Source organism: Pseudomonas sp. Soil_N_39 (assembly GCF_057655955.1).
Window position 1 is genome coordinate 79,770 of record NZ_JBDGLI010000014.1, and the last position, 26,708, is coordinate 106,477.

The 26,708-nt window shown below is 62.5% G+C and carries 18 protein-coding genes; 6 read left to right on the forward strand and 12 right to left on the reverse strand.

All coding sequences use genetic code 11. The features are described 5' to 3' along the window. Positions 1-88: 88 nt before the first annotated feature. Positions 89-5,572 (reverse strand): trifunctional serine/threonine-protein kinase/ATP-binding protein/sensor histidine kinase, encoded by a 5,484-nt coding sequence (locus AC3A5O_RS20300; RefSeq protein ID WP_487753638.1) that lies wholly within the window; start codon positions 5,570-5,572, stop codon positions 89-91. A 348-nt stretch (positions 5,573-5,920) separates the two neighbouring features. Between AC3A5O_RS20300 and AC3A5O_RS20305 the strand changes: the two genes are divergently transcribed. From AC3A5O_RS20305 to AC3A5O_RS20325, 5 genes are all read left to right on the forward strand, one after another. Beyond that, positions 5,921-6,301: a response regulator transcription factor gene (locus tag AC3A5O_RS20305; protein ID WP_122565578.1), complete on the forward strand. Its 381-nt coding sequence runs from the start codon at positions 5,921-5,923 to the stop codon at positions 6,299-6,301. Positions 6,302-6,977: 676 nt separating this feature from the next. Then, positions 6,978-8,435: an efflux transporter outer membrane subunit gene (locus tag AC3A5O_RS20310; RefSeq protein ID WP_487753639.1), complete on the forward strand. Its 1,458-nt coding sequence runs from the start codon at positions 6,978-6,980 to the stop codon at positions 8,433-8,435. Then, a complete protein-coding gene (locus AC3A5O_RS20315) occupies positions 8,432-9,994 on the forward strand; it encodes an MFS transporter (RefSeq protein ID WP_305481686.1) in 1,563 nt (520 codons plus the stop codon). Before AC3A5O_RS20310 ends, AC3A5O_RS20315 begins: the two co-directional genes overlap by 4 nt. A gap of 6 nt (positions 9,995-10,000) precedes the next feature. After that, on the forward strand, positions 10,001-11,032 hold the full coding sequence (locus AC3A5O_RS20320) for an HlyD family secretion protein (protein WP_122565581.1): 1,032 nt from the start codon (positions 10,001-10,003) through the stop codon (positions 11,030-11,032). A gap of 328 nt (positions 11,033-11,360) precedes the next feature. Next, entirely contained in the window at positions 11,361-12,464 is a 1,104-nt protein-coding gene (locus AC3A5O_RS20325) for a sigma-54 interaction domain-containing protein (RefSeq protein WP_305490516.1), read from the forward strand. A 161-nt stretch (positions 12,465-12,625) separates the two neighbouring features. Here AC3A5O_RS20325 and AC3A5O_RS20330 read toward each other — a convergent pair whose 3' ends face one another. The 8 genes from AC3A5O_RS20330 to msuE form a co-directional block, all read right to left on the reverse strand. Further along, positions 12,626-13,420, reverse strand: coding sequence for an ABC transporter ATP-binding protein (locus AC3A5O_RS20330; protein WP_305481689.1), 795 nt, complete (start codon positions 13,418-13,420; stop codon positions 12,626-12,628). A gap of 56 nt (positions 13,421-13,476) precedes the next feature. Beyond that, on the reverse strand, positions 13,477-14,802 hold the full coding sequence (locus AC3A5O_RS20335) for an ABC transporter substrate-binding protein (protein ID WP_122565584.1): 1,326 nt from the start codon (positions 14,800-14,802) through the stop codon (positions 13,477-13,479). Positions 14,803-14,874: 72 nt separating this feature from the next. Continuing rightward, a complete protein-coding gene (locus AC3A5O_RS20340) occupies positions 14,875-15,942 on the reverse strand; it encodes a branched-chain amino acid ABC transporter permease (RefSeq protein WP_122565585.1) in 1,068 nt (355 codons plus the stop codon). An 11-nt stretch (positions 15,943-15,953) separates the two neighbouring features. Continuing rightward, positions 15,954-16,835, reverse strand: a complete 882-nt coding sequence (locus AC3A5O_RS20345) for a branched-chain amino acid ABC transporter permease (RefSeq protein WP_122565586.1) — start codon at positions 16,833-16,835, stop codon at positions 15,954-15,956. A gap of 67 nt (positions 16,836-16,902) precedes the next feature. After that, positions 16,903-17,685: an ABC transporter ATP-binding protein gene (locus tag AC3A5O_RS20350; protein WP_487753640.1), complete on the reverse strand. Its 783-nt coding sequence runs from the start codon at positions 17,683-17,685 to the stop codon at positions 16,903-16,905. A 14-nt stretch (positions 17,686-17,699) separates the two neighbouring features. After that, positions 17,700-18,860: an AMP-binding protein gene (locus AC3A5O_RS20355; RefSeq protein ID WP_487753641.1), complete on the reverse strand. Its 1,161-nt coding sequence runs from the start codon at positions 18,858-18,860 to the stop codon at positions 17,700-17,702. Between the two features lie 14 nt (positions 18,861-18,874). After that, positions 18,875-19,972, reverse strand: a complete 1,098-nt coding sequence (gene sfnG, locus AC3A5O_RS20360; protein WP_122565589.1) for a dimethylsulfone monooxygenase SfnG — start codon at positions 19,970-19,972, stop codon at positions 18,875-18,877. Between the two features lie 39 nt (positions 19,973-20,011). Then, positions 20,012-20,575, reverse strand: a complete 564-nt coding sequence (gene msuE / locus AC3A5O_RS20365; protein ID WP_305467224.1) for an FMN reductase — start codon at positions 20,573-20,575, stop codon at positions 20,012-20,014. Positions 20,576-20,951: 376 nt separating this feature from the next. On the opposite strand from msuE, the gene AC3A5O_RS20370 reads away from it, so the two are divergent. Continuing rightward, on the forward strand, positions 20,952-22,196 hold the full coding sequence (locus tag AC3A5O_RS20370; RefSeq protein ID WP_305481693.1) for an acyl-CoA dehydrogenase family protein: 1,245 nt from the start codon (positions 20,952-20,954) through the stop codon (positions 22,194-22,196). A 316-nt stretch (positions 22,197-22,512) separates the two neighbouring features. Here the strand turns inward: AC3A5O_RS20370 and AC3A5O_RS20375 are convergent, their stop codons facing one another. The 3 genes from AC3A5O_RS20375 to AC3A5O_RS20385 form a co-directional block, all read right to left on the reverse strand. Beyond that, complete coding sequence (locus tag AC3A5O_RS20375; RefSeq protein WP_305490521.1) at positions 22,513-24,093, reverse strand: aldehyde dehydrogenase (NADP(+)); 1,581 nt, start codon at positions 24,091-24,093, stop codon at positions 22,513-22,515. A gap of 12 nt (positions 24,094-24,105) precedes the next feature. After that, the gene (araD1, locus tag AC3A5O_RS20380; protein WP_487753642.1) at positions 24,106-25,098 is read right to left on the reverse strand and encodes an AraD1 family protein; all 993 of its coding nucleotides are present in this window, start codon (positions 25,096-25,098) and stop codon (positions 24,106-24,108) included. A 192-nt stretch (positions 25,099-25,290) separates the two neighbouring features. Further along, positions 25,291-26,613, reverse strand: coding sequence for an MFS transporter (locus AC3A5O_RS20385; protein WP_122565596.1), 1,323 nt, complete (start codon positions 26,611-26,613; stop codon positions 25,291-25,293). Between the last annotated feature and the right edge of the window lie 95 nt (positions 26,614-26,708).

The following is a 26,708-nucleotide window of genomic DNA, read 5'->3' on the forward strand; positions in this document are numbered from 1 at the left end:
GCAGTTGCATTTGTACGTGGGAGTGGTGCCGGTGATCTATTGATATGCGGCCTTTAAACCTAAGTATGAATCGGACGCTGTCCAGACCTCAGGCATGCATTTGCCCCTGGACGATGGGCAACGTGAATTGAACGGTAGCGCCACGGGGTTGGTTGGCACTGGCCTTCAAGCGGCCGCCGTGGGACTCGATGATCGAACGACAGATCGATAACCCCAAGCCCAGGCCGGTGGGCTTGGTGGTGTAGAACGAAGTGAACACTTGATCGACATTTTCCGAGGCGAACCCCGGCCCCGAATCGCTCACGCTCACCAGTACCCAACCGGCCTCCGCCAACGTTGCACAGACCCACAACTGCCGTTCGCCCTCGTTGACGCTGCTCATCGCCTCGAGCGCATTCATGATCAGGTTGAGCAACACCTGTTGCAACTCGACCCGATCACCCTCGATGAGCGGCAAGCCGGCGGCCAATTGCGTCTGGATCGAGACGCCACGCTTGATGATCTGGCCACGGGTGAACTCGATCATTTCGCCAATGGCACCGTTGATGTCCACTGGGCCTTTTTGCGGTGGCGCCTTGCGGATATGCCCACGGATCCGGCCCAGCACGTCCGCGGCGCGATTGGCGTCGAAGATGAGACGCCCCAGCACCTGGCGGACTTCCTCGATTTCAGGGGGCTGGGTGTTCAGCCAACGCAGCGCGGCATCGGCATTGAGGATCGTTGCGGCAATCGGTTGGTTGACTTCATGGGCGATCGAAGCCACCAACTGGCCCATGGTCGCGACACGGTTGGCGTGAGCGAGCTCGGTTTGCACCTCGCGATAACGTCGCTCGCTTTCGCGGATTTTTTCTTCTGCCTGCCTGCGTTCGGTCAGATCCAACACGAAAGCGACCCCTTCCCGGCTGTTGGGCTCGAACAGCGCCAAGCCGACGATGACCGGCAGGCGGCTGCCGTCCTTGCGAAAATATTCCTTTTCATAGGGCCGGGCGTGCCCGGTGAGCAGCGCCTGGGCCAAGGAGCGTTCGCTCAGTTCCCGGAATTCCGGCACCGTCAGGTCCCGCCAGCCCAGGCGGCCCAAGGCCAAGTCTTCGCGCTCGTAGCCGACCATGCGCAGAAAGGCATCGTTGGCTTCGATAATGTCGCCATCGGCGTTCCAAAACAGAATCCCAATGATGTTGGCGTCTACCAGGCGCCGGATCCTCGCTTCACGCCCGGCGACCTCACGGTACAAACGGGCATTTTCCAACGAAATGGCCGCACGGGATGCCAACAGGTTCAACACGGCGATCCGGGTTGGGTTGAATACATGGGCGACCAAATTGTTTTCCAGGTAGAGCGCGCCGACAAGCTTGGCCTGGTTCAGCAACGGCACGCAGAGAATCGAGCGGGCATGCTGCTGGCGGATGTAGGGGTCTGCGGCAAACGGCGCCGCGATCTGGGCATCGTCAAGAAAAACGCTCTCTCCAGTGCGCAGGACGTGGTAGAGAATCGACTCCGGCAACAGTGCCGCGCTCACTGGGGCATTGTGGATTTGCGTTGCGTGGTTGCCGGTGGTCACCTGCGCCGCGACACGGTGCTCGCCTTCGTTCGACAGAATCAATAACCCGCGTTCGGCGCCGGCCTGTTCAATCGCCGTGCACATGACCATGTCGATCAGCTTATCCAGCACGATTTCACCGGACACCGCCTCGGAGACCTTGAGCACGGTGGCAAGATCCAGGTGCTCGACCGGTGTCGTCATCGTCGTCGTTGGACCGGGCACAGCCGCTTCGGTCCTCAGCGACGGATAGGTGTTCTCCAGCTGTCGCACCTTGCCGTCGGCGCCCCAACGCTGGTAGGCGTAGCGGGCATCCTGGAGGTAGAGACGGGCGATTTTGCCGAAGCCACGGGCGGCATAGAAGCGCGCCGCGAGTTCATTGGCCAACGCCTCGATATGGACGAAACCGCTGTCCTGTGCGGCCTGGATAGCTTGCTCGTACAGCAGCTCGGCGTCGATGACACGCCCTTCGACCCGGGCAATTTCAGCACCGACCAATGCGGTGCGGCTCGCGAAGTTCTCCGGACATTGCTGCGCCCACGTCTGGAGTTGACGGTGATCGACCGCCATCGCTACCCAGTAAGGTTCGCGCTCATCCACCGGCACACGGTCGCAACAGGCAGCTCGCGCCAGGGCGCCGTAGAAATGGTATTCGGCCTCCTCGAAGAACGACTGGCAAACCCAGAGCAGACCCTGGGCCTTTGCCGCCGCTGCCAGGGCCGCTTCAGGATCGTCAGCCAGGTAGCGGGCCTGCAGTTTGCGGACCCAGTACAAACATTCAGCCAGCACCAGGTCCGGGTTGCTGGACAAATGGGTTTCGATGATCGGCTCACTCAACTGGCCATCGTCCAGGCTGCCGAAGGTCAGCGTCACGCCGCGAAGCATCCGGATCAGCGCCAACTGCGCGACGATAAAGTCCGTCACCAGCCCGAAGTGCACCGTCCTGGCGTAGGCCAGGCCCCGCTCCGCTTCGCCCTGTACATCGGCCAACGGCTCGCCAGCGAACAGCAGATCGGCGGTGAGGTTATTGCCCGCATACGCTCCGTACGGCAGGTCGCCGATCCGGTTCGCCGCCGCAAACGACCGACGCAACAGGTCCCGGCACTGCCCCACGGGCTTCATCCAACGCACGGCAAAACAGGAAAAGCACAGATAAGTGCTGGCCTCGAATCGCCTCAGGCCGCGTTTTTCAACGAGGTCGCAACCGAGCTGGCCGAAGCGGAACCCTAGCTGGTAGTCCCCGAACCGCCGGCCCGCGACCCGGAACAGATTGGCGTACAGCACGCAGGACGCATCGCAGTTGCCCTGCTCCAGGCTCAGGGTGACCGCCTTGCAGATCAACAGGTCCGCCAGGTTCGCTTCACTCTGCAACGCCGGCGCAAAGAGCTTGCCCAGTGCGTTGAGCGTCGCCAGGGACGTCGCGTCCTTCATCAACGGCAGATCGATGAGGTCCTCGATGGCCCGGTCGCCCAGCAGTTCGCCGATGCGGTCGTACTCGTCTCGCACATCGTCGTCGCTCGGATGGGCCGACCACTCGATCCCCACATGACGCAGATAGTCGAGACAGACAGCCACCGCACCATCGCTGCGATCCAGGAGCAGGTAGACGTCCATCAGCAGGCACGCCACGTTGGCCCGTTCGATCACCGTCAAGGCGCGATCGGCAAGGGCCTTCAGGCGTTCGTCTGCGGCACCGAGTTGCCCGGTAAGGAACTCGCATTCGGCCCGGTTCAATTCCAACGCGAAAATCAATTCATGACGACATGTCCAGCAATCCTCATCCAGCAACTGCGCACCAGTGGCCAGGTAGTTGAGTGCCGAAGCATAGGCCGTCGAGGCCTTGGCCCGTTGGCCGGCCATCAGGTTGAATTCAGCCAACTGCTCCCGCTCAACCCGGTCGGTGAGCAATGCCGCGCCGCGATTGAGCTGGCCGACGATTTCAAAAATCGTCTCTTCAAGCGCTTGCGCGCCCGTTTGCGCCGTGAGCAGCCGTCCGATGCGCAGGTGCGTCTCGGCACGCGCGGCCTGGGGAATCAGCGAGTAGGCGGCCTCATGAATACGGTCGTGAACGAATCCATAGGCATCGTCGAGCCGCTCGACCAGTTCCTGGCGAACCGCCTCCCACAGCACCGCCCGGACTTGCGCCGCGGGGATGTCCAAAACGGTGGCAAGCGCCTTGAGCCCGGCCAAGTTTCCCAGGCAGGCCAGTTGCTGCAGCGCCTGCTGCGTGTCGGCCGGCAAACGGACCAGTTTGCCGACCATCAGGTCCACGACATTGTCGGTGTAGCCCTTGGCGTGAATGCGCTGCGGATCCCACCACCACTGCCGGACTTCGTGGTCGAAGGTCAGTAATCGCTCGTCAGCAAGCGCCTGCAGGAACTGGATCACGAAGAACGGATTGCCCGCAGTCTTGTCCAGCACCAGTTGCGCCAGCGGCTCGATGCGATGAAGCGCGTCATGCAGGGCTTCGGCGATCAACTGCTCGATATGCTCCTTGGCGAGGGGCGCCAGAGTGATCTCACTGACCTTGCCCCCCGCATTCCGAATGGCCTTGAGCTTGCCCGTCAGCGGGTGCGAGGCATCCACCTCGTTGCTGCGGTAGGCGCCCACCAGCATCAGGTGCCGCACATCGGCGCTGATCAGCAGATCCTCCAGCAGGTCCAGCGTTGCCGCGTCCAGCCACTGCAGGTCATCGAGAAACAGGGCGAGCGGATGGTCCGCGCGGGCGAACACCCCGATGAAACGCCTGAACACCAACAGGAATCGGCGTTGTTCCTGTTGAGGGTCAAGGGTCAGGACCGCCGGCGGCTCGCCGATGATGAGTTTGAGTTCGGGGATGAGATCGGTCATGAGCCGCGCGTTGACGTCCAGCGCCTCCAACAACGTATCGCGCCAACTCGCCAGCTCCGTGTCGCTCTTGCCCAGCAATGTGCGCACCAGGCTCTGGAAGGCCTGCACCAGGGTCGAATAAGGAATGTCGCGCCGGTATTGATCGAACTTGCCACTGGCGAAGAGTCCCCGCGGCGGCACCAGGACCTTGTGCAATTCATTGACAACCGAGGACTTGCCGATACCGGAGTAGCCGGTCACCAGCACCAGTTCCGGCGCGCTGGTTTCGACCACCCGACCGAACGCCGTGACCAGCGTCTGGACTTCACGCTCACGGCCGTAGAGCTTCTCGGGGATCAACAGCCGATCGGATGCGCCCTGTTCACCCAGCGCAAAGGCCTCGATGTGCCGCGATTGCGTCCACTCCGCCAGGCAACGGCGCAGATCATGTTCGACGCTCGCGGCCGTCTGGTAGCGCTCCTCGGCGGTCTTGGCGAGCAGCTTCATGACAATCCGGGACAGCATCTCGGGGATGGTTTCGACCTGCACGCTGGGCGCCAAGGGCTTTTTTGCGATATGGCAGTGAACCCACTCTATCGGGTCGGACGCGGTGAACGGCAGCGAGCCAGTCAACATCTGGTACAGCGTGATACCGAGGGAATAGAGGTCACTGCGCGAATCGATCGAGCGATTCATCCTGCCGGTCTGCTCGGGGGCCATATAGGCGAGCGTGCCAGCCAGGGTTTCGGGGGCCTGTCGTTCCCGCAGCAGTCGCGAGGCCAAGCCGAACCCGGTAAGTCGGGCCTGGCCATCGGCGCAGTTCACCAGGATGTGACTGGGCTTGATATCTTTATGGACGATGCCGCGCTGGTGGAGCTTGCCCAGCGCTACGGCAATGCTCACCGCAAGACGCAGGAACGTCGCCGTTTCCATCGGTGCGATCAGCAGTTGCACGAGCGGCACGCCACCGGGATCCTCGAGCACCAGTTGCACCTGGGGCCCTTCGCGCACCATGTCGAGCGGTTGCACCGACCAGGCGCGATCGAGTTCATCCTTCAGGCCGAACTCATGGGTGAGCCGCTCAAGGCAGCCGGGGCGAGGTTGTTCGGTGGCGGGCCGGGCCACCAGGACCGTGTTGTCGCCGTCTGTACCCGAGCGCAATTCTCGACAGAAGATACGCTCACCATCGTCCCATAATATTTGCATGCTGTTATTCCATCGGCACAGGAACACTATTGTCTGTTCTGCCGCACTTTGCCGTCGGCTGTCGTCCAGTGTCATGTCGCACTTGCCGATGTCGTCGCCTGGAGGCGACTTCCGTGGCTGCGCTGGATGCCTGAAGGTGAAGCGTGTGCCGGGATCCAGGACGGGGCGTGTTGCGCCCTCTAGATTAGCGCTTCACGAAAGCCCTTCACAATTTTTTCGTGGCCGGGCGACATACCCGGCACCCGGCGCCAACCCTTTGGTTTTAGCGCGTTATACGTAGGTATACTTCTGCGCCTTATGGGACCGCGTATCGTGTAGTCACGACAGGCGCTGTTACGAGCGACCCCTATGACGCAAGCCACGCAGATGCGCAACACGACAACTATCGCCGTTGTTGACGATGACGAATCCGTTCGGACAGCCCTGGATAGCCTGTTGCGTTCCAGTGGTTACAAGGTTCGAACCTATTGCAGTGCCATCGAGTTCCTTGACGCCAATGCCCCGGCAGGCACGCACTGCCTGATTTCCGACATCCAGATGCCGGGCATGAGTGGTGTTGAGCTGCATGAACGGCTCGGTGCCATGGGGTTGCGGATCCCCACCATTTTCATTACCGCTTACCCGGACCTTGGTGCACACATACCGAGGTTGGTCGCCTGCCTGCCTAAACCCTGTGATGCCGACAAGCTGCTGGACTGCATCGAGGTGGCGCTGCGTCCGACACACTGAAAGCACGAAAGTAACCAAAGCGCTTCTGCCTCGCTTAGGCTCGGCATGCCCGAACGAAGGCATTGCTCCGGGGGCCACAAGGCGGCCTGAGAGCCGACCTGGTTCTTGGTGAGACCGCGTTTCTCCTGTGGGAGCGAGCCTGCTCGTGAAAGCGGTGGTTCAGTCACATGGATGTTGGGCTTGCTCGCGATGGCGGTGGCTCAGTCACATCGATATCGGGCTTGCTGACCTCATCGCGAGCAAGCTCGCCCCCACAGGTTTTGTGGTGCTCATGAGTTTTGTGTCTACTGGAGATCCAGTGTGGGAGCGAGCTTGCTCGCGATGGCGGTGGCTCAGTTACATGGATGTTGGGCTTGCTGGCCTCATCGCGAGCAGGTTCGCTCCCAAAGGCTAAATGCGTTCGCAAAAACCAGGCCGGCTGTCAGGCCGCCTCGCGCAGGACATTGATCTCGGTGCTCCATTAACCACGATGGCTGAACACCCTGCCCCCCGGTCCAACACATACCTTCGTATACATCCCCACCACTGAGGTATGGCTTGGCTGAACCGATGTAGAAGTGCCCTCGCCGCAATCGCTCAATACCATGACCCCACAGCGGACGACTCGCTATCCAGGATCGATTGAGCCCAGGCGCACGCTCGCGCAGCTGCGCTGCAACCTTGCGGGGAACTGCCCATGTCGGTTTTTTTCGAGTTACTTCAACGCTGCTTGAAACCCATGATCGTGCTCACCCCACTCCTCCTCACCGGCTGTGCGGTGGGCCCCGACTTCATGAAGCCCGAGAGCGAACTTGACGCCGCACAACTGACGCCCCGACCCGAGCACGGGAGCGACACTGCCCTGCTCCCTGCCGCCGTCCCCAGCCAATGGTGGCAACTGTTCAACGACCCGCTGCTCACCCAACTGCAATCACGGGCACAAGCCCGCAACCTTGATTTGCAGATGGCCGCCGATCGCATCGATCAAAGCCGGGCGCACCTGGGGATTACCGCTTCGCAACTGCTGCCCAGCGTCGGTGCCAACGCCAGCTACGCCCGGGAGGCGCTCAGCGAACATGGCAAGTTCGCCGCACTGGGCGCTCCCACGGCCCCCAGCAATTTTTGGCAGCAGGGCTTCGATGCCAGTTGGGAAATCGATCTGTGGGGCCGGGCCCGTCGCGCGCGCGAAAGTGCGGCGGCGACCCTGGAGGCGACAGTCTATGATCGCGAAGCCGCTCGGATTGCCCTGTCCGCCGAAGTGGCACGGACCTACCTGCAACTGCGTGGCACCCAGGCGCAACTGGACATCGCCCAACAGAACCGGGCGATCGCCGAGCGTACCCTGGGCCTGGCCGAAAGCCGCGAGCGCAATGGCGTGGCGACACGCTTCGAAACCGCATCCGCTCGCGCACAGCTGGCGACGATCAAGGCCCTGCTTCCCGACCTGGCCCAGCGTCGCAACGCCCAGATGAATGCCCTTGCGCTGTTGATGGGTGAACCACCCCGCGCACTCGATGCACAACTGCGCCAAGCCATGCCCCTGCCCTCGCTGCCCACCCGGGTTCCGGTCGGGATACCGTCGGAACTGGCCCACAGGCGCCCCGACATCCTGCGCGCCGAAGCGCAGCTCCACGCCGCCACCGCGGCCATCGGCGTGGCCAAGGCGGATTTCTACCCACGCCTCGGCTTGAAAGGGCGAATCGGCGTGGAAGCGTTCGATAGCGGTGACCTGAGTAGTTGGGACTCTCGCTTCTTTTCCGTCGGGCCAACAGTTTATCTGCCGATTTTCCAGGGCGGTCGCTTGATGCAACGCCTGGCCCTGAACGAATCACGGCAAAAAACCGCCGCCCTTGCCTATCGGCAAACCGTATTGCGCGCCTGGCACGAAGTGGACGACGCCCTGGACGCCTGGGCCGCGCAACAGCGTCAACACGACGAGTTGCGGGTTTCGTATGAGCAGAACAAGCAAGCACTACACGCAGCCGAACGCGGCTACCAACAGGGTGCAGCCGACTACCTGAGCGTCCTCACGGCGCAACTGAACCTGCTCGCCAGCCAGACCAACCTCAATAGCAGCGCCACCAACGCCACGTTGACGGTGGTCAATCTCTATAAGTCCCTGGGTGGCGGCTGGGACCCGGAGCTGCATCCATGAACAGCCTCGCTTTGTCGCCCGCGCAGATCGCGCCCCGAGAAGCCCCCTTGACCCAGTCTTCGAAACGCCCGCTGGTTGGCCTGGTCGGCATCTTCCTCGCGGCCATGATGGCTGGGCTGAACACCCGTGTCGGTGCGTTGGCGCTGGCGGACGTGAGAGGCGCGTTGGGCTTTGGCTTGGACGATGCATCCTGGCTCACCACGGCGTATAGCGCCGGGGAGCTGATCGCCATGCCCTTTTCGGCGTGGTTTGCCCTGACGCTCTCGGTCCGGCGCCTCGAGCTGTGGATGCTCGCCACCTGTACCTCGCTGGCGCTGCTCCTGCCGTTCATCCACGACCTCGACCTGCTGCTGAGCCTGCGCTTTATACAAGGCGTCGCCAGCGGCACGACGATCCCGCTGCTGATGATGGCGGCCCTGAAATTCCTGCCGCCGCCCATTCGGTTGTACGGTCTGGCGATGTACGCGATGACCGCGACCTTCGCGCCCAACCTGGCCATCTGGCTGGCGGGACAGTGGACAGATGAACTGCAGGACTGGCGCTGGGTGTACTGGCAGATCATCCCCCTGGCCCTGATCGCTGCCGGCCTGATCGCCTGGGGGCTGCCAAGGGAACCGGTTCAGCGCCCACGCTTTCGCCAGGCCAATTGGGCCGGCATGGCCTGTGGTGTCCCGGCGCTTGGCCTGATGACCGTCGCCCTGGATCAAGGCATACGGCTGGATTGGTTTCACTCGCCGTTGATCACCTCGTCAATGGTCGCTGGCCTAGCCTTGCTGGCGGTCTACTTGTTGACCGAGTGGTTTCATCCCTCGCCGTTCATCAAGTTGCAGATCCTGGGGCGCCGCAACCTGGGACTGGGCTGCATTCTGTTCGTATCGCTGCTGGTGGTGCTGATGTCCAGCTCGCTGCTGCCGGCGATTTACCTGGGGCCGCTGCAAGACTATCGCCCGTTGCAGATGGCCTCGATCGGGCTGATCGTCGCGCTGCCGCAATTAATCCTCGGAGCCTTGGTGGCGCTGCTGCTCTACCAGAAATGGGTCGATGCGCGCTTCGTATTCGCCTTGGGGCTGTGCCTGATCGCCCTGGCCTGCCTTTGCGGCGCGCAGTTGACCAGCGAGTGGAACCGCGACCAGTTCGTCGTGGCGCAAACGCTGCAAGCCCTGGGGCAACCAATGACAGTGGTGTCGATGCTGTTTCTGATCACCAGCGTGGTACAGCCTGCCGAAGGCCCTTATGTGTCCGGCACCATCAACACCCTGCGCGCCTTCGGGTCGTTGTTCGGCGCGGCGCTGGTCGGACAGTTCGTGGTGGTGCGCAGCCGCTTCCATGGGGAAATGTTGCTGGACCAGGCGGCCCTGGCAAGCAATGCCCTGGCCTCTGCGCCGCAGCCCTCACACCTGCTGGGAATCGTCGGCCAGCAGTCGATGGTGTTGTCGATCGCCGATGCCTATCACGCGCTGGCCCTACTGGCACTGCTGTTGATTCCCCTCGTGCTTCGGCTGGCCTACATCCCGGCACCTGTCACGCAGGCCGCCTCATCTTCCTCCTCACAGGGGTAATTCATCATGGCCTTACCGAAAAAAGCCCAAATCGTCAGTGTCGTACTGCTCGCCGTGGCAGTCGCTGGGGTGCTCTACCTCAATCGCCCCGAATCCAATGCCTCGACCCAGTCAACGGACGATGCTTATGTCCACGCCGACTTCACCGCGGTCGCGCCGAAAGTATCCGGTACGGTAGAGACGGTGTTGATCGAAGACAATCAGCGGGTCGAGAAAGGCGACCTGTTGGCGACACTTGACGACCGTGACTTCGTCGCCGCGGTGACCGCAGCCAAAGCCGAGGTCGCCAGTGCCCGGGCCAGCATCGCCAGCCTGCAAGCGCACCTGAGCCGACAGCAGACCGCCATTGCCCAGGCACAAGCGGCGGTGGCTGCGGATGAAGCGGCACTCAAGCTGGCCAGTGCCAACCAGGCGCGGTATCGCAATCTGGCCAACGACGGCTCGGGCACCGTGCAAGCGCAACAACAGGCCGAGGCGCAATTGAGCATTCAGCTCGCGCGCCGCAACAGGAGCGAGGCGGGTCTACAGGCGGCCCGGCAGCAAGTGGATGTCCTCAAGGCCGATCTGGAAAAAGCCGGGGCCACCCTCACCCACGCCCAGGCCACGCAGGCCATCGAGGAACTGAAGCTGTCCTATACCCGCATCACGGCGCCGATAGCCGGCACGATCGGGCAGAAGTCCGTGCGCATCGGCGCGTTCGTGAATACCGGGGAACCCTTGCTCGCGATTGTGCCGCTCGACGCCGTCTACATCACCGCCAACTTCCGGGAGACGCAACTGGCACGCGTCGCGATGGGCCAGGTCGTGGACATCACGGTCGATGCGTTGCCGGGCGAGTCGCTGGCCGGCACCGTGCAAAGCCTGGGGCCAGCCAGCGGCGTCAGCTACTCGGCCATTGCGCCGCACAACGCTACCGGTAACTTCACCAAGATCGTCCAGCGCTTGCCCGTGCGCATTCGCATCGACCCCGACCAGCCCGCGGCGGCGAAACTGCGCGTGGGGATGTCCGTTACCCCACATATCCGTACTGACGGATAAATACCTCAGGGCTTTTGTGACGAGCTGGGTTCTGTAGGAGCTGACGAGTGAAACGAGGCTGCGATCTTTCCCCAGACACTTGAATCGCAAGCGAAGATCAAAAGATCGCAGGCTTCGCCAGCTCCTACAGAACCCGACAGTGAATCCCCTCGTTACCGATTCGATGTGCAGGCTCAGTCCTAAGCAAATAACTTAAAGTTATTTATTATCATTTTTTTAGATCATTTAGATTAAGTCTTAAGCCCAATGGCTTCCCGCGGTGCTGCCATCAAGGAGCGTTGGCACTCCCCACCTTCAGTCACGGCAATCTCATTAACGGGCCACCGTCATGCAGCTTCTAACACTACCTCCCTCCCCCAGCCTGGCCACCTCGATTCGTGCCACTGCCCAGGTCTTCGAAGACCCCACTTCCCGCGCCTTGCTGGCTCATCTGCAACAAGTGGCGCCCAGTGAGGCCAGCGTGTTGATCATCGGCCAGACCGGCACCGGAAAGGAGCTGGTGGCGCGCCATGTCCACAACCTCAGCGCCCGTCGCCACAAGCCATTCGTTGCGGTCAACTGCGGAGCGTTTTCCGAGACTCTGGTGGAAGCCGAGCTGTTCGGCCATGAAAAAGGCGCCTTTACCGGCGCGTTGACGGCCAAGGCCGGTTGGTTCGAGGAAGCGGACGGCGGCACCCTGTTTCTCGATGAAATCGGTGATTTGCCGTTGCCGATCCAGGTCAAGTTGCTCCGGGTGTTGCAGGAACGCGAAGTGGTCCGGCTGGGGTCGCGCAAGAGCATCAAGATCGACGTGCGTGTGTTGGCGGCCACCAACGTACAGCTGGAAAAAGCCATCAATGCCGGGCACTTTCGCGAAGACCTCTATTACCGCCTGAACGTGGTCAGCCTGGCGCTCAAGCCGCTGCGCGAACGTCCCGGCGACATCCTGCCGTTGATACACCACTTCATTGCGCAGTACAGCCACAGGCTCGGTCACGGCGAGGTGACGCTGGACGCCCAGGCGCAACGCAAGTTGCTCGATTACTCCTGGCCGGGGAATATCCGCGAGCTGGAAAACGTCATTCATCACACGCTGCTGATTTGCCGCAACAAAGTGATTGGCGCGCAGGACCTGCACCTGTCGAACCTCCGTATCGAACGCCAGGACAACCCACCGGAGGCGGCCCCTCAAAGCGCAGAAGCACTCTTGCACAAAGCCTTTGAGAAACTGCTCGAGCAGGAGCATGGCGATGTGTATGAAAAGGTCGAGGCCGAGTTGCTGCGCACCGCCTACCGATACGCCAATTGCAATCAGGTCCATACCGCCAGCCTGCTGGGCCTGAGTCGCAACGTCACCCGCACATTGCTGATCAGGATTGGCGAGCTGGTGGTCAATCGACGCCGCCCGGCACTGGACACGCGGGATGGCCAGGTGGTCAACCTGTCGACCTGAGTCCCCCGTGGCGAGGTAGCTTGCTCCCGCTGGGGTGCGAAGCGCCCCCAATCAAGCTGATGACCTCCACCTGATACAACGTGGTGACTGGCTTTGGGGCTGCTGCGCAGCCCAGCGGGAGCAAGCTCCCTCGCCACAAAAGCGATTCGGCGAGGGCTCTTTTATGGGGAGCGCTGTGCTTCCATCCCAGCCGCTTGCTGGTCCCGCGTCCGCGCACCCAAGTAGAAATCCTGGAGATCACCACGGGCCGCCAGTTGTTCGGCGCTGCCTTCACTGACCACACGACCGCTTTCCAACACATAGCCATAATGGGCGTAGCGCAGGGCGATGTTGATGTTCTGTTCGGCGATCAGGAAACTGACGCCATCGTTCTGATTGAGTTGGCGGATGATCTCGAAGATTTCCTCGACAATCTGCGGCGCCAGGCCCATCGACGGTTCGTCCAGCAACACCAGTTGCGGCCTGGCCATCAGCGCGCGGCCTATCGCGATCATCTGTTGCTCACCGCCCGAGGTGTAGCCGGCCAGGCTTTTGCGCCGCAATTTCAGGCGCGGGAAATGGCCATAGACCAACTCCAGGTCGGCCAGCAACTGGCGCCGCGGCACTTGTCGCGTCAAGGCGCCGGCCAGAAGATTTTCCTCCACGGTCAACTGGGCAAAGCAATGCCGACCTTCCAGCACTTGCACCAGGCCGTTCGCCGCCAAGGTGTGAGGCGCGCTGTGGGTCACCTCGCGCCCCTGGTAGACAATCCGCCCCCGCACCACGTCGCCCCGTTCGGCGCGCACCAGGTTGGAAGCCGCCTTCAGTGTGGTGCTTTTGCCCGCGCCGTTGGCGCCCAGCAGCACCACGACCTGCCCTTTCGCCACCTTCAGCGACACGCTGCGCACGGCCAGGATGGTCTGTTCGTAGAGGACTTCAATGTCGTCGATCTGCAGGATCGGCACGTTCGTCGCCATACTGTTTCGCCTTTTCAGATAGCGACCGGACGCGTGCGCCCGGTCGCCGCGATGCCTCAGGATTCCTTGCTGCAATCACGCGGGGTAATGCCTTTTTCCCGGGCGTATTGGTGCGAAGACGCTTCGATGATCGGCCGCAACAGGGCGCGGTCGGCCTGCACCCAGTCACTGATCAGCTTCCACTGGGTCCCGTCCCATTGCTGGAAGCGCACCGCGCCGCCGCCTTCATGGTCCGAGCACGACAACTGCAACGGCTGCACCAGGCCCAACGCCCCGAGTTCCTTGAGTCGCGCGTCGTCGAGCTTGAGGTTTTCGAAGCCCCAGCGCACCTGCTCGCCGGTCAGGGGTTGCTTGCCGAATTTCTGCTGAGCAATGCGCAGCGCTTCTACGTTGAGGATGCCGTTGACCACGCCGAGGTTGTAATACACGGTGCCGAACCGCTTGGGATCGGCCAGGTCGCCCTTACCGGCGTCGACCACTTGCTGCTTGATGCCCTGCAGCACCGGAAAGTCAGTGCCCGAAGGGTGCGTGGTGATTGCGATGAAACCCTTGGCCGCGGCACCGGCCGGCGCGGCATCATCTTCGGAGTTGCTCCAGATATTGCCGATGATGTGGTCGGCCGGGAAACCGACTTTCTGCGCGGTTTTCAGCGCCACCGGGTTCATCACGCCCCAACCGCGCAGGATCACCCAATCGGGTTTTTCCCGACGGATATTCAGCCATTGCGATTGTTGCTCGTTGCCCGGGTGCGGCACCTCCAGCAAGGTCAGCGCAAAGCCATACTTGTCGGCCAGGGTTTGCAGGACCTCGTTGGTTTCCTTGCCGTAGGGCGAGCCGTGATACAGGGTGACGATCTTCAAGCCCTTGAGCTTGTCCAACCCGCCGGCGCGCTGACCGATGTAGTTGATGATCGCCGAGACCTCGGAATACGGGTTCAACTGCAACGGGAAAACGTAGGGGAATACGCTGCCATCGGTGGAATCCGTACGCCCATGGTTGATGGTGATCAGCGGCAGTTTGTCGGCCGTCGAACGCTCCAGGGTGGCGTAGGCGATGCCCACCGACAGCGGGTTGGTGGCCGCCGCCGGCGCGCCGTTCAAGCCTTTCTTCAGGCGTTCGTAGCACTCGACACCTTTCTCGACCACGTATTCGGTTTCGCACTCGCTCCAGGTCAGCTTGACGCCGTTCACCCCGCCGTTGGCGTTGACGTACTTGAGGTAGTCGATGAAGCCGCCGAAGAAACCAGTGCCGCCGGCCGCATAAGGGCCGACGCGATAGCTTTGCAGCGGGAAGTATTGTTCGTTGTCCGCCTGGACGGTGAAGGCCGCGGCGGTGAGGCTCAGGGCCAGTGCCAGGCTGCTGGCGAATGATCGTTTGAACATCGGATTTTCCTTGTTATGAAGCCATGGATAAGCCAACAAAATGGAACTGCAAACCCGCGCTGTGCGCATCGCTCAGTAGCGCAACGGCCACAGCCGTGCGCGTTGGCGAAATCTCTGCCAGAGGCGCGCAAGGCCCTCTGGCTCCTTGATCAGGAACAGGATGATCAGGGCGCCGAATATCATCTTCTGCAGGTTCTCCACCTGGCCGGCGTCCACCAGCCCGCCGGGCAGCAGCGACACCAGGTTCGAAAGCAACACCGGAAACAGCACGATGAAAGCCGCGCCGAGGAAGTTGCCCAGCAGGCTGCCGAGGCCGCCGATAATGATGATGAACAGGATCTGGAACGACCGATTCAGGTCGAAACCATGGGGTTCCACCGTCCCCAGGTAAGCGAAGGCCCAGAGCGCGCCGGCCACCCCGAGGAAAAAGCCGCTGATGGCGAACGCCAGCAGCTTGGTTTTCGCCAACGCAATGCCGATGACCGCGGCGGCGGTGTCCATGTCGCGCACCGCCATCCAGTTGCGCCCCAACTCGCTGCGCACCAGGTTCTTGCCCAGCCAGAACAGCGCCACTACCACGCTCAGGGTCAGCAGATAGCGGCCGGCCGGCGCGTCGAGATTCACCCCGAACACATCCAGGCGCGGCGCGCTGATCACGCCCGAGGCGCTGTTGTTGGAAAACCAACTGAACCGGGTCAGCGCCCAGGTCACGAAGAACTGTGCCGCAAGGGTCGAGACCAGCAGATAGAAACCTTTGATGCGCAGGCTCGGCAGGCCGAACAGCACCGCCACCAGCGCCGCCGCCAACCCGCCCAGGGCGATGCTGAACAACAACGGCAAGCCGGTAACCCGTATTTCAAGGTTGTAGGTGGCGAAGGCTCCCACCGCCATGAACGCCGCTGAACCGAGGGACAGCTGCCCGGCATAACCGGTGAGCAAATTGAGCCCCAACCCGGCCAGGGACAGCACCAAAAACGGAATCAGAATCGCACTGAACCAGTAGTCGTTACCCAACCAGGGCACCCCGACGAAGGCAAACAGCAGCAACGCGGCCAGTCCGTGACGGTCTTGGCGCAGGGCGAAGACCCGGCGGTCCTGGGCATAACGGGTGTTGAACTGGCCTGCTTCTCGATAAAACATGATGCGCTCCCCTAAACCCGTTCGATGGCCCGTTCGCCAAACAACCCCGCCGGACGCACCAGCAGAAACAGCAGCGCCAGCACGTAGGGAAACCAGTTCTCGATGCCACTACCGATGAAGGGCCCGAGGTAAACCTCCGCCAGCTTCTCCGAAGCACCGATAATCAGGCCGCCGACAATCGCCCCGCTGATGGAGGTGAAGCCGCCGATGATCAACACCGGCAAGGCCTTGAGCACCACCAGCGAGAGCGAGAACTGCACCCCGAGGCGAGCGCCCCAGAGCAGGCCGGCGACCAACCCGACAAACCCCGCCACCGCCCACACCACCACCCAGACCCGCTGCAAACGAATGCCCACGGCCAGCGCCGCCAGTGGGTCATCGGCCACCGCCCGCAACGACAATCCGAGCCGGGTCTTGTTGAACAACCAGGACAACAGCAGCACCAGGAACGCCGCAGTCAATGCGGCAAAAATGTCGAACTGCGACAACAACATCCCGCCCAGTTCCAGCGGTTCATCACTGATACCCAGTTCCAGGCCATGCACCTGGGCGCCCCACAGTGCCTGGGCGAAGCCTTCAATGACGTAGGACAGCCCGAGGGTGGCCATGAACAGCGTGATTGGCGAACGGTTGACCAAGGGCCGCAGCACCACCCGCTCCACCGCCACGGCGATCAGCACCATGGCCGCCAGGCTGATGACGAACGCCAGCCAGAACGGCACACCGCGCTCCAGCAGGCTGACGAAGGTCAGCGCCGAGAACAGCACCATCGCGCCCTGGGCGAAATTGAACACCCCGGAGGCCTTGTAGATCAGCACGAAACCGATGGCCACCAAGGCGTACATCACCCCCGCCAACAATCCGCCAATCAATACTTCAAAGAAAAATTCCATCGTCGCTCCTATTCGGCGGGCGCAACTTGCCTGCCCTCCCTGACGGGAAGGCGTCGAATATCCGGTGTCAGTGGCGAGTGCCCAGGTAGGCCGAAATGACCTCAGGGTTCTGCCGTACGTCTTCAGGCGAGCCGTCGCCGATCTTGCGACCGTAATCGAGCACCACCACGTGGTCGCTGATGTCCATGACCACGCCGATATCGTGCTCGATCAACACCACCGTCGTGCCCAGCTCACGGTTGATGTCGACGATGAAGCGACTCATCTGCTGCTTCTCGTCGGCGTTCATCCCGGCCATGGGCTCGTCCAGCAGCAACAGCCGGGGCTCCGCCGCCAGCGCGCGGGCCAGCTCCACCCGTTTCTGCAAACCATAGGGCAGCGTGCCCACCAGGACGTCGCGCCAAGGCTGCAAATGCAGGAACGCAATGACCCGTTCGGCCGCTTCGCGCTGGCTGTCATCCTCGGCCCGGGCGCGACCGATGCGCAGCGCCTGCTCGATCCAGGTGCTGCGGCGCTTGAGGTTGCGTCCGGTAAGCACGTTGTCGAGCACGCTCATGCCCTTGAACAGCGCGATGTTCTGGAATGTCCGGGCAATGCCACGGACCGCCATGTCGTGGGGGCGCATCCGGCGCCGCTCCTGTCGATCAAAACGGATGTGCCCATCCTGGGCCTGGTACACGCCACTGATGACATTGAGCAGCGAACTCTTGCCGGCGCCGTTGGGGCCGATCAAGGCGCAGATCTCACCGGTGGCGACGCGAAAGCTGATGTCCGTGACCGCTTTGACGCCTTTGAATGACAGCGAAATATGCTCCAGCTCCAGCAAATGCGTGACGGCCGTCTCGGTCATGGGGGCGTCTCCTCTCAGGCCAGTTGCGACTGGAGTCCGCTCCAGTCATCGGTGGTGTGCTGCACCAGGTTCGACGGTGCTTCCCAGTGGGCCGCGTCCTCCCACTGGCGAACCCTGATACCCAATACCTGGAAAAAGGCCTGGGTTTCGGGCGGCAAAGCATCGCCCACCAGCAACGGCGCACGAGTCCGGGAAAAGCCCAGCACGTCGCGCAAAGGCCGGCGAACCAGCCAGTCCCCCAGGTGCCGTTGCAGCGGCCCCGCTTGCGTTGCCAACGCCCAATCCACCAGCCGGCGCGGCCAACTGCCCGGCTCCGGCAAACGCTCCAGCGCATAGCAGTGCAAACGCTCGTAGGTTTCCCGCGTCCCGGCCACCAGCGTCGGGCCCAGCTCGCGCCGGTCACGATCACGGGTCGCCAGGTTCTCAGGGAAGTTCAGCCGAAAACCGGCCATCAACCAAGGCGCCAGCAGGTAGCGAGCTTGCCCGCCCGAAGCGAACGCCCGTGCGGCCAATGCCTCTTCGTGCCGTCCCAGGCCTTCACGCGTCACCAACCGCTGGCCCTCCTGCAACAGCTCGGCGTGGCTGACGCGTTGCTCCTCAATCGCCTGACCGGCCCCGCGATAAAAGACAAAGGCCGTTTGCAGCACTCGCCCTTGCGGCGCCAGGCCATCGATTGGCCGCTCGGCAACCAGCGTGGCGTAATCCAGCGCTTGCGCAAATGGCGCCGAATCCGACAGGCCACGCTTGTCGAGGTAGACCCACACTCCCACGGCCACCCGCGCCGCATGCAGACGCCGCATTTCTTCCACGCCTTCGACCAGGACGAAACCCGGTTGCAGCGTGGCGAGCCGTTGCACCTGTTCGGCCGCTGCGTCCAGCGGGTCGAACAGGCTCGCCACGCCCCCCAGCCACTGCGCAGCCAATGCGGCAAGCAGCGCCTGCGGCCTGGGTCGGCTGATGATCGTCAGGGTCGCGCCCGCCGCAAAACCACGGGTTTGCAGGGCACTCGCCAAACGACGCACCTCGTCCGCCACATGCGCCCAGGTTCGCTCCTGCCAGACACCCAGGTGCTTATGGCGCAGCGCGACGTCCATGCCGTGCCGATGCGCCTGGCGCTGCAACCACTGGGGCAAGCTGGCCGGGACCGCGTCGAGTGTTTCGGTGAACGTGCCCATGCTGCCTCCCGCGCTTAAGCGACCGCCGCCGTTTTGGCCGCCACTTTGCGTTGCTCCAGCTCACGCACCAGCGGCAGGACCTTGCGGCCGAAATACTCGACTTCTTCCTGGAAGTGCAGGAAACCGGCGAGTATCAAATCCACACCCACGGCCTTGAGGGCGACGATGCGTTCGGCGATCTGCTGCGGTGTGCCGATCAGGTTGGTCTTGAAGCCATCGTTGTATTGCACCAGGTCCTCGAAGCTGGACTTGGCCCAGTTGCCCTCGCCTTCCGGGCTGGACTTGCCGGCCTGCTTCGCCGCATCGCCAAAGGCATTGACGGCCTCGGGATCGGCCTGGTCGATGATCTGGGCGAGGACCGCACGGGCCTCTTCTTCGGTGTCGCGGGCAATGACAAAGGCGTTCACGCCAACCTTGACCTTGTGGTGGTTGGCCGCGGCTTTCGCCTGGAGGTCATCGATCTGCGCCTTGACGCCCTCCACGGTATTGCCATTGGTGAAGTACCAGTCCGATACCCGAGCAGCCATGTCCCGAGCCGCACGTGAGCTGCCACCCTGGAAGATTTCCGGGTGCTGTTGCAGTGGTTTTGGCTTGAGGGTGTAGTCGTGGAAGCGGTAGAAGTCACCGCGCAAGGTGAAGTTGTCGGTGGTCCAGATGCCCTTGAGCGCAGTGATGAATTCTTCGGAACGGCGATAACGCTCATCGTGCTCCAGCCACGGCTCGCCAATGGCCGTGAATTCGCCCTTGAACCAGCCCGACACGATGTTGACCGCCACACGGCCGCCGGTCAGGTGATCGATGGTCGCGATCTGCTTGGCCAACACCGACGGCGTCCACGGCCCCGGCAACACCGCGGCGATGACTTTCAGGCGCGTGGTGGCGGCCAACAAGGCATGACTGAACGCCACGGACTCATGCTGGTATTCGGCGCCGTAACCGGCGGTAAAACGCACTTGGGACAGGGCGTAGTCGAAGCCGGCCGCCTCAGCGATCTGGGCCAGCTTGCGGTTGTAGTCGATGCCCCAGTCGGTGCGTTGTTCGATTTTGCTGACCACCAGCCCGCCACTGACGTTGGGCACCCAGTAGGCAAATTTGATCGTGTCCTGGCTCATTGCATGTACTCCACGGCTCGTTTTGAAAGGAAAAATGGATCAGGCGGCATTGGCGTTGCGCTGGGCATTCGGGTCCAGGCTCAACAACGCCGACTCGACGGCGCGCTCGATGCGCTCCAGCACCTGCGCATTGGAGATTCGGTACTGGCTGAAATCGGTTTCGCTGGCATAGACCCCCACCGGCAGGCTCAAGGCCTGGAAGAAACCGAACAGGGGCCGCAACTGGTGATCGATGATCAAGGCATGGCGATCCGAGCCCCCTGTCGCGGCCAACAGCACCGGTACATTCTTGAGGGCTTCGTGATGAACGAAATCGAACAGGTGCTTGAACAGGCCGGTGTACGACGCTCGGTACACCGGACTGGCGGCGATCAGCAGATCGGCCGATTCAATGGCATGCAGATCCTCCTGCACGGCAGCCGGCAACGCCTCGCGACGCAACACCCCGGCGAACTGTGGACCGACCTTGGCCAGTTCGATCAAGCGCACCTCGATCGGCAATTGCTGCCCGAGCCGGTCCACCAACGCCTGGAGCAGTGCCAGGGTGCGTGACGGGTACTGCACGCTGCCTGACACCGCCACCACTTTGAATTGCTTGCTCATCGTTTACCCCATGCCTGGAGACGCCACCTCAGCGTCTGCATGAGGTGTAGAGCAGCAACCGTGCCAGTTGAATATCACCTTAATAATCAATGGATTACATGAATCATCGAACCACTGCACTGTCGCCTGACGGGCAAGCTGTTGGTCCGCTGTTGCCTGGCGAACACCTGGCCTGCCGATGCCCGTCGCGGCAACTGTTGCCCGGCACACAGTTGCGCAACAGATTGTCCGCAGCCAGCACAGCCTTTCATCGATGAATGCCCTAAAGACCCCGCATTTACGGGCGTCGGGCCCCGGGCATGGACTGTGCAATGGCCTTGGGCACCGGCAGGTTTTCACCCTGCCCGCCTACTCGCCATCCAGAAGGAACATCAACATGACCGCACAGCAACAACACCTGCCGCCGATCCTTTCCACGGGCGCCGACTATGAACCCTTGGCCGAACGCTTCCGGCCGATCTTTGCGCGCATCCAGGCCGGCGCCCTGGCGCGTGAGCAGACGCGCAGCCTGCCCTTTGAACAGGTGAAATGGCTGAAGGAAGCCGGCTTTGGCGCCATCCGCGTACCGGTCGAATATGGCGGCGCCGGGGCCTCGTTGCCGCAGCTGTTGCAATTGCTGATCGAACTGGCCGAAGCCGATTCCAACCTGCCCCAGGCCTTGCGCGGGCACTTTGCATTTGTCGAAGACCGCCTCAACGCCCACGCCAGCAGCCCACAGGACACCTGGTTCAAGCGCTTTGTCGAGGGTGAGCTGGTGGGCAACGCCTGGACGGAAGTCGGCACGGTGAAAATCGGCGAGGTCATTACTCGGGTTTCCCGCCTGGGGGATCAATGGGTCGTCAATGGCACCAAGTACTACAGCACCGGCAGTATTTTCGCCGACTGGATCGACGTGTATGCCCAGCGCGACGACAACGGCGCCGACGTGATTGCCGCCGTCCGCGTGCACCAGCCGGGCGTCAAGCAAAACGATGACTGGGACGGCTTCGGCCAACGCACCACTGGCAGTGGGACGTCGCTGTTCGAGAATGCGTTGGTCGAGGTGGAAAACCTCATCGACTTCTCCACCCGCTTCAAATACCAGACCGCGTTTTATCAATTGGTGTTGCTGGCCGTGTTGACCGGCGCCGGCCGCGCTGCGGTCCACGACATCACCGAGCAAGTGCGCAAACGCACGCGGGTCTTCAGCACCGGCAATGCCAGCGAAGTGAGCCAGGACGTGCAGGTGCAACAAGTGGTCGGCAGGGCATCGGCCCAGGTCTACGCCGCCGAAGCCACCGCCCTGCGAGCCGCGAGCGCCTCCCAACGCGCCTATGAAAGCCGCTTCAGCCAGAACGCCGAGACCGAACACACCGCTAACATCGCCGCCGAGCTGGAGTCGGCCCAGGCCCAGGTGGTCATCTCCGACTTGGTATTACGTGCCACCAGCGACCTGTTCAATGCCCTCGGTGCTTCAGCCACCAGCACCAGCAAGGCTCTCGACCGCCACTGGCGCAATGCCCGCACCGCGGCCTCGCACAATCCGTTGATCTACAAGGAGCGCATTATTGGTGATTGGGAAATCAACGGGACGGAACCGCCTTATGTCTGGCAGATTGGCGGGGGGTCGAAGCAGCTGTGAGACGGCTACTGGCGGTTCCGCTTTTACAGCGGCTCACTTCTGAAAAGCCGGAATGCCGGCCCAGGAAAAAGTAAGCAAATCGCTTTTGCCCCACCACTCGGCACATTGCTTAGGCTCGGTGTGCCTGCTCGCGAAGACGGCGTCCCAGTCGAGGAAAATGTTGGATGGGCCCGCCTCTTCGCGAGCAGGCTCGCCCCCACAGCGGTTCTGTGTTGAACACGAATTTTGTGTCCACTGAAGATCAAAATGTGGGAGCGAGCTTGCTCGCGATGAGGCCGACACATTCAACTTGAATGCAACGGCCTCCCCGCAACCCTCAGAGCGCCTCGCGCCCCGGCACCCCATCCACCAACCGCAGGATCCCCAGCGGGTTGGCATTCTTCAGCGGCTCGGGCAACAGGCTGTCGGGGTAGTTCTGGAAGCACACCGGGCGCAGGAAACGATCGATCGCCAATGTGCCCACCGACGTACCACGGGCATCGGATGTCGCCGGGTAAGGCCCGCCGTGCACCATCGAATCACACACCTCCACCCCGGTCGGATAACCGTTGAGCAGGATGCGGCCAACTTTCTGTTCCAGCAGCGGCGTCAGTTCGCTGAAGCGTTCGAAGTCCGCCGGCTCGCCGATCATCGTGGCCGTCAGTTGGCCGTGCAGGCCGTTCAGCGCGGCGGTCAGTTGCGCCTGGTCGGCGACTTCGACAAACACCGTGGTTGGGCCGAACACTTCTTCTTGCAGCGCCTCATCACCGTTGATCAACAGACTGGCGTCGGCCTTGAACAACTGCGGCTGGGCCTGGCTGCCCTGCTGCTCGCGCCCGGCCAGGCGTTCGATGCCCGAGTGCGCCAGCAGTTTCTGCAGACCCTTGCCGTAGCTTTGCAGCGTGCCGGCGTTGAGCATGGTCTGGGGCGCCTGGTCGCCGATCAGCGCAGCCACTTGCTGGGTGAAAGCAGTGAACTGCGGCGAGCGAATACCGATCACCAGGCCCGGGTTGGTACAGAACTGACCGCAGCCCTGCACCACCGAAGCGGTCAGGTCGCGAGCGATGCTCTCGGCGCGGGTCTCCAGCGCCTGCGGCAATACGATCACCGGGTTGATGCTCGACATTTCGGCGAACACCGGGATCGGCTGCGGCCGTGCGGCCGCCATGTCGCACAGGGCACGCCCGCCCTTGAGGGAACCGGTGAAACCCACGGCCTGGATCGCAGGATGCTTGACCAGCCATTCGCCGACGCCACCACCGTAGATCATGTTGAACACACCGACCGGCATCGCGGTTTTTTCAGCCGCGCGGATGATTGCATCGGCCACGTGCTCGGCGGTCGCCATATGGCCGCTGTGGGCCTTGAACACCACCGGGCAACCGGCCGCCAGGGCCGACGCCGTGTCGCCACCGGCCGTGGAAAACGCCAGGGGGAAGTTACTGGCGCCGAACACCGCCACCGGTCCCAGGCCAATGCGGTACTGACGCAGGTCTGGACGCGGCAATGGCGTGCGCTCAGGCAATGCCCGGTCGATGCGCGCGCCGTAGAAATCACCGCGACGCAGGACCTTGGCGAACAGGCGCATCTGACCGCTGGTGCGACCGCGCTCGCCCTGGATCCGTGCCGCTGGCAACGCGGTTTCACGGCAGACCACGGCCACGAAATCATCGCCCAAGGCATCCAATTCATCGGCAATGGCCTCGAGGAATTCGGCCCGGCGCACCGCGCTCAGGCTGCGATAGGCTGGATAAGCCGCTGCGGCGGCCTTGGCGGCGGCGTCGACTTCTTCGGCCGTGGCCTGGATGAATTCATGGGGCAAGGCCTCGCCGGTGCTGGCGTCGACGCTTTGCAGGCGAGTCTGGCCGGCCGCGCTGCGCGCCCCGCCGATGTAGTTGTGGCCAAGGATCTGGGTCATCGCAAGTCTCCTTTAAAGTGTGCCGATAGTACCTGGGTTGAACACTGCGTCCACCGGGGCAATGCCGTTGACCAGCGGTGCACCGAATTCAGCCTGGCTGATTTCGAACACATCCCCCGGCTGCGTGCGGATGCCATCGGCGAACGACAGGGTCGCGGTGCCGAAGAAGTGAACGTGGACGTCCCCCGGGCGCAGGAACTGACTGTACTTGAAGTGGTGGAATTCCAGGTTTTCGAGGCTGTGGCACATGTTCGCCTCGCCACTGAGGAACTCGTTCTGCCACAGCACTTCGCCGTTGCGCAGAATACGACTGGTCCCGGACAGATGTTGAGGCAGTTCACCCACGCGAAGTTCCGGACCAAAACTGCAACTGCGCAATTTCGAATGGGCCAGGTACAGGTAATTCTTGCGTTCCATCACGTGGTCGGAAAACTCGTTGCCCACGGCAAAGCCCAGGCGATAGGGCTTGCCGTCGTGGCCGATGACATACAGGCCGCTGATTTCCGGCTCTTCGCCGGCGTCTTCGGCAAAGGGTGGCAGCGGGAACGGATGGCCCGGGCGGACCACAATGCTGCCGTCGCCCTTGTAGAACCATTCCGGTTGCACGCCGGCCTGCCCGGCCTGGGGTTTCCCGCCCTCCACGCCCCACTTGAAGATGCGCATGGTGTCGGTCATGGTCGCTTCGTCGCCGGCCTGCTGGTGCATCTTGTCCCGAGCCGAGGCGCTGCCCAGGTGGGTCAGGCCAGTGCCGCTGACCAATAGGTGCGCCGGGTCCGGATGGTCCAGCGGCGGCAGGATGCGCAGCTCATCGAGCAACTGCGCATAGTCATGACTCGCCCCCAGGCCCAGGCTGCCGACCTGCTGTTCAAGCTTCACGCCCGCTTCGATGGCCGCCAGCGCCAGCTCGCGCACGGTGCCGGCGCCCTGCACTTCGTGCACCTGATCGCCCTCGACCACACCGACGCGGCGTTCGCCGTTACTCAATTCGAACTGAACTAAACGCATGGGTTTTCTCCCTGTAAACAAACATCAATAGGTGTGGTGAACATAAGGGCCCCTTCGCGAGCAAGCCCGCTCCCACATTGGATCTGCGCAATACACAGATCCTGTGACCACCACCAATCCAGTGTGGGAGCGGGCTTGCTCGCGAAAGCGTCAGCAGGCTCAACACTTAACCTCCTGGCAGCCCACTCCACATCAGGTACGCGTCGCCCCCCGGGCGCTGGCCGCGAACTGATCCGCCGGCAGCACATGCTTGCGCTCCAGCAACCGGTAAACCACGCCAGTCAACACCAGGCCAAAGACCATCACGCCCGACAGGAAGTACAGCCCCGAGGCCAGGTTACCGGTGTACTCCTTCAGCGCACCGATCACGAACGGACCAATGTAGCCGCCCAGGTTGCCCACCGAGTTGATCAGCGCAATGCCCGCCGCCGCACTGGCGCCGGCAAAGAAACGTCCCGGCAAGGTCCAGAACACCGCCGTGCAGGAAAACAGCGCAAACGCCACCAGGCACAGCGCCGCCAATTGCAACACCGGCACCGACAACCAGGCGCTGAGGAACAGGCCGATGGCGCCCAGCACGTACAACACGGCCAGGTGACCGTAGCGGTCGTTCAAACGGTCGGAACTGCGGGGAATGATCAGCAGGCCGACGATGCCGAAGATGTACGGCACCGACGACACGAAACCGGTCACCAGGTCGCTGCCGCCGAACTGCTTGATCAGCGTCGGCAACCACAGGCCCAGGCCATAGATACTCAAGGTCACCGGCAGGTAGAACAGCGCCAGCAGCAAGACACGCTTGTCCTTGAGGGCATGCAGCGGATTGCCATGGCGGGTCTGGCCGTATTCCTGCAGGTCTTTTTTCAGCTCACCGGTCAGCCAGTCCTTCTCGGCCTGGTCCATCCATTTCACCTGTTGCGGGCCATCCGGCAGGTAACGTAGCACCGGCCAGGTCAACAGCACCGCCGGCAGGCCGATGACGATGAACAGCCACTGCCAGCCGTGCAGGCCAAGGATCCCGTCCATGCCCAGCAAGCCGCCGGACACGGGGCCGGTGATCATCATCGCGATGGGTTGGGAAAGTATGAAAAGACCGAGGATCTTGCCGCGATGGCGCACCGGGAACCACTGGGTGATGTAGTACAGCACGCCCGGGAAGAACCCGGCTTCGGCCGCCCCCAGCAAGAAGCGCATCACATAGAAACTGTGAGGTCCCTGCACGAAGGCCATGCCGATGGTGATGGCGCCCCAGGTGATCATGATCCGGGCAAACCAGCGCCGGGCACCGAAGCGCTCCAACATCAGGTTGCTGGGGATCTCCAGCAGGAAATAACCAATGAAAAACAGCCCGGCACCCAGACCGTAGGCGGCGTCGCCGATGCCGAGGTCGGCGCCCATGTGCAGCTTGGCGAAGCCCACTGCAGAGCGGTCCACGTAGGCGATCAGGTACAGCAGGATCAGGAAGGGAATCAGTTTCAGCGTGATGCGACGAATAAGCCGCAATTCCTGGCTCATGGGACCGGTCTCCGATTGTTGTTGTTATGGAACCTCGGGGGATTTCTCTCGCGAATGACCGCCAGGACAACCCCTCCGTTGAATCGGACTATATA

Coding starts and splice junctions, on each gene's coding strand:
- AC3A5O_RS20370 (WP_305481693.1), top strand. CDS start 20,952: ATGACCGCACAGCAACAACACCTGCCGCCGATCCTTTCCACGGGCGCC.
- AC3A5O_RS20375 (WP_305490521.1), bottom strand. CDS start 24,093: ATGACCCAGATCCTTGGCCACAACTACATCGGCGGGGCGCGCAGCGCG.
- AC3A5O_RS20345 (WP_122565586.1), bottom strand. CDS start 16,835: ATGGAATTTTTCTTTGAAGTATTGATTGGCGGATTGTTGGCGGGGGTG.
- AC3A5O_RS20315 (WP_305481686.1), top strand. CDS start 8,432: ATGAACAGCCTCGCTTTGTCGCCCGCGCAGATCGCGCCCCGAGAAGCC.
- AC3A5O_RS20305 (WP_122565578.1), top strand. CDS start 5,921: ATGACGCAAGCCACGCAGATGCGCAACACGACAACTATCGCCGTTGTT.
- AC3A5O_RS20385 (WP_122565596.1), bottom strand. CDS start 26,613: ATGAGCCAGGAATTGCGGCTTATTCGTCGCATCACGCTGAAACTGATT.
- AC3A5O_RS20350 (WP_487753640.1), bottom strand. CDS start 17,685: ATGACCGAGACGGCCGTCACGCATTTGCTGGAGCTGGAGCATATTTCG.
- AC3A5O_RS20300 (WP_487753638.1), bottom strand. CDS start 5,572: ATGCAAATATTATGGGACGATGGTGAGCGTATCTTCTGTCGAGAATTG.
- araD1 (WP_487753642.1), bottom strand. CDS start 25,098: ATGCGTTTAGTTCAGTTCGAATTGAGTAACGGCGAACGCCGCGTCGGT.
- AC3A5O_RS20355 (WP_487753641.1), bottom strand. CDS start 18,860: ATGGGCACGTTCACCGAAACACTCGACGCGGTCCCGGCCAGCTTGCCC.
- AC3A5O_RS20340 (WP_122565585.1), bottom strand. CDS start 15,942: ATGTTTTATCGAGAAGCAGGCCAGTTCAACACCCGTTATGCCCAGGAC.
- sfnG (WP_122565589.1), bottom strand. CDS start 19,972: ATGAGCCAGGACACGATCAAATTTGCCTACTGGGTGCCCAACGTCAGT.
- AC3A5O_RS20325 (WP_305490516.1), top strand. CDS start 11,361: ATGCAGCTTCTAACACTACCTCCCTCCCCCAGCCTGGCCACCTCGATT.
- AC3A5O_RS20310 (WP_487753639.1), top strand. CDS start 6,978: ATGTCGGTTTTTTTCGAGTTACTTCAACGCTGCTTGAAACCCATGATC.
- msuE (WP_305467224.1), bottom strand. CDS start 20,575: ATGAGCAAGCAATTCAAAGTGGTGGCGGTGTCAGGCAGCGTGCAGTAC.
- AC3A5O_RS20335 (WP_122565584.1), bottom strand. CDS start 14,802: ATGTTCAAACGATCATTCGCCAGCAGCCTGGCACTGGCCCTGAGCCTC.
- AC3A5O_RS20330 (WP_305481689.1), bottom strand. CDS start 13,420: ATGGCGACGAACGTGCCGATCCTGCAGATCGACGACATTGAAGTCCTC.
- AC3A5O_RS20320 (WP_122565581.1), top strand. CDS start 10,001: ATGGCCTTACCGAAAAAAGCCCAAATCGTCAGTGTCGTACTGCTCGCC.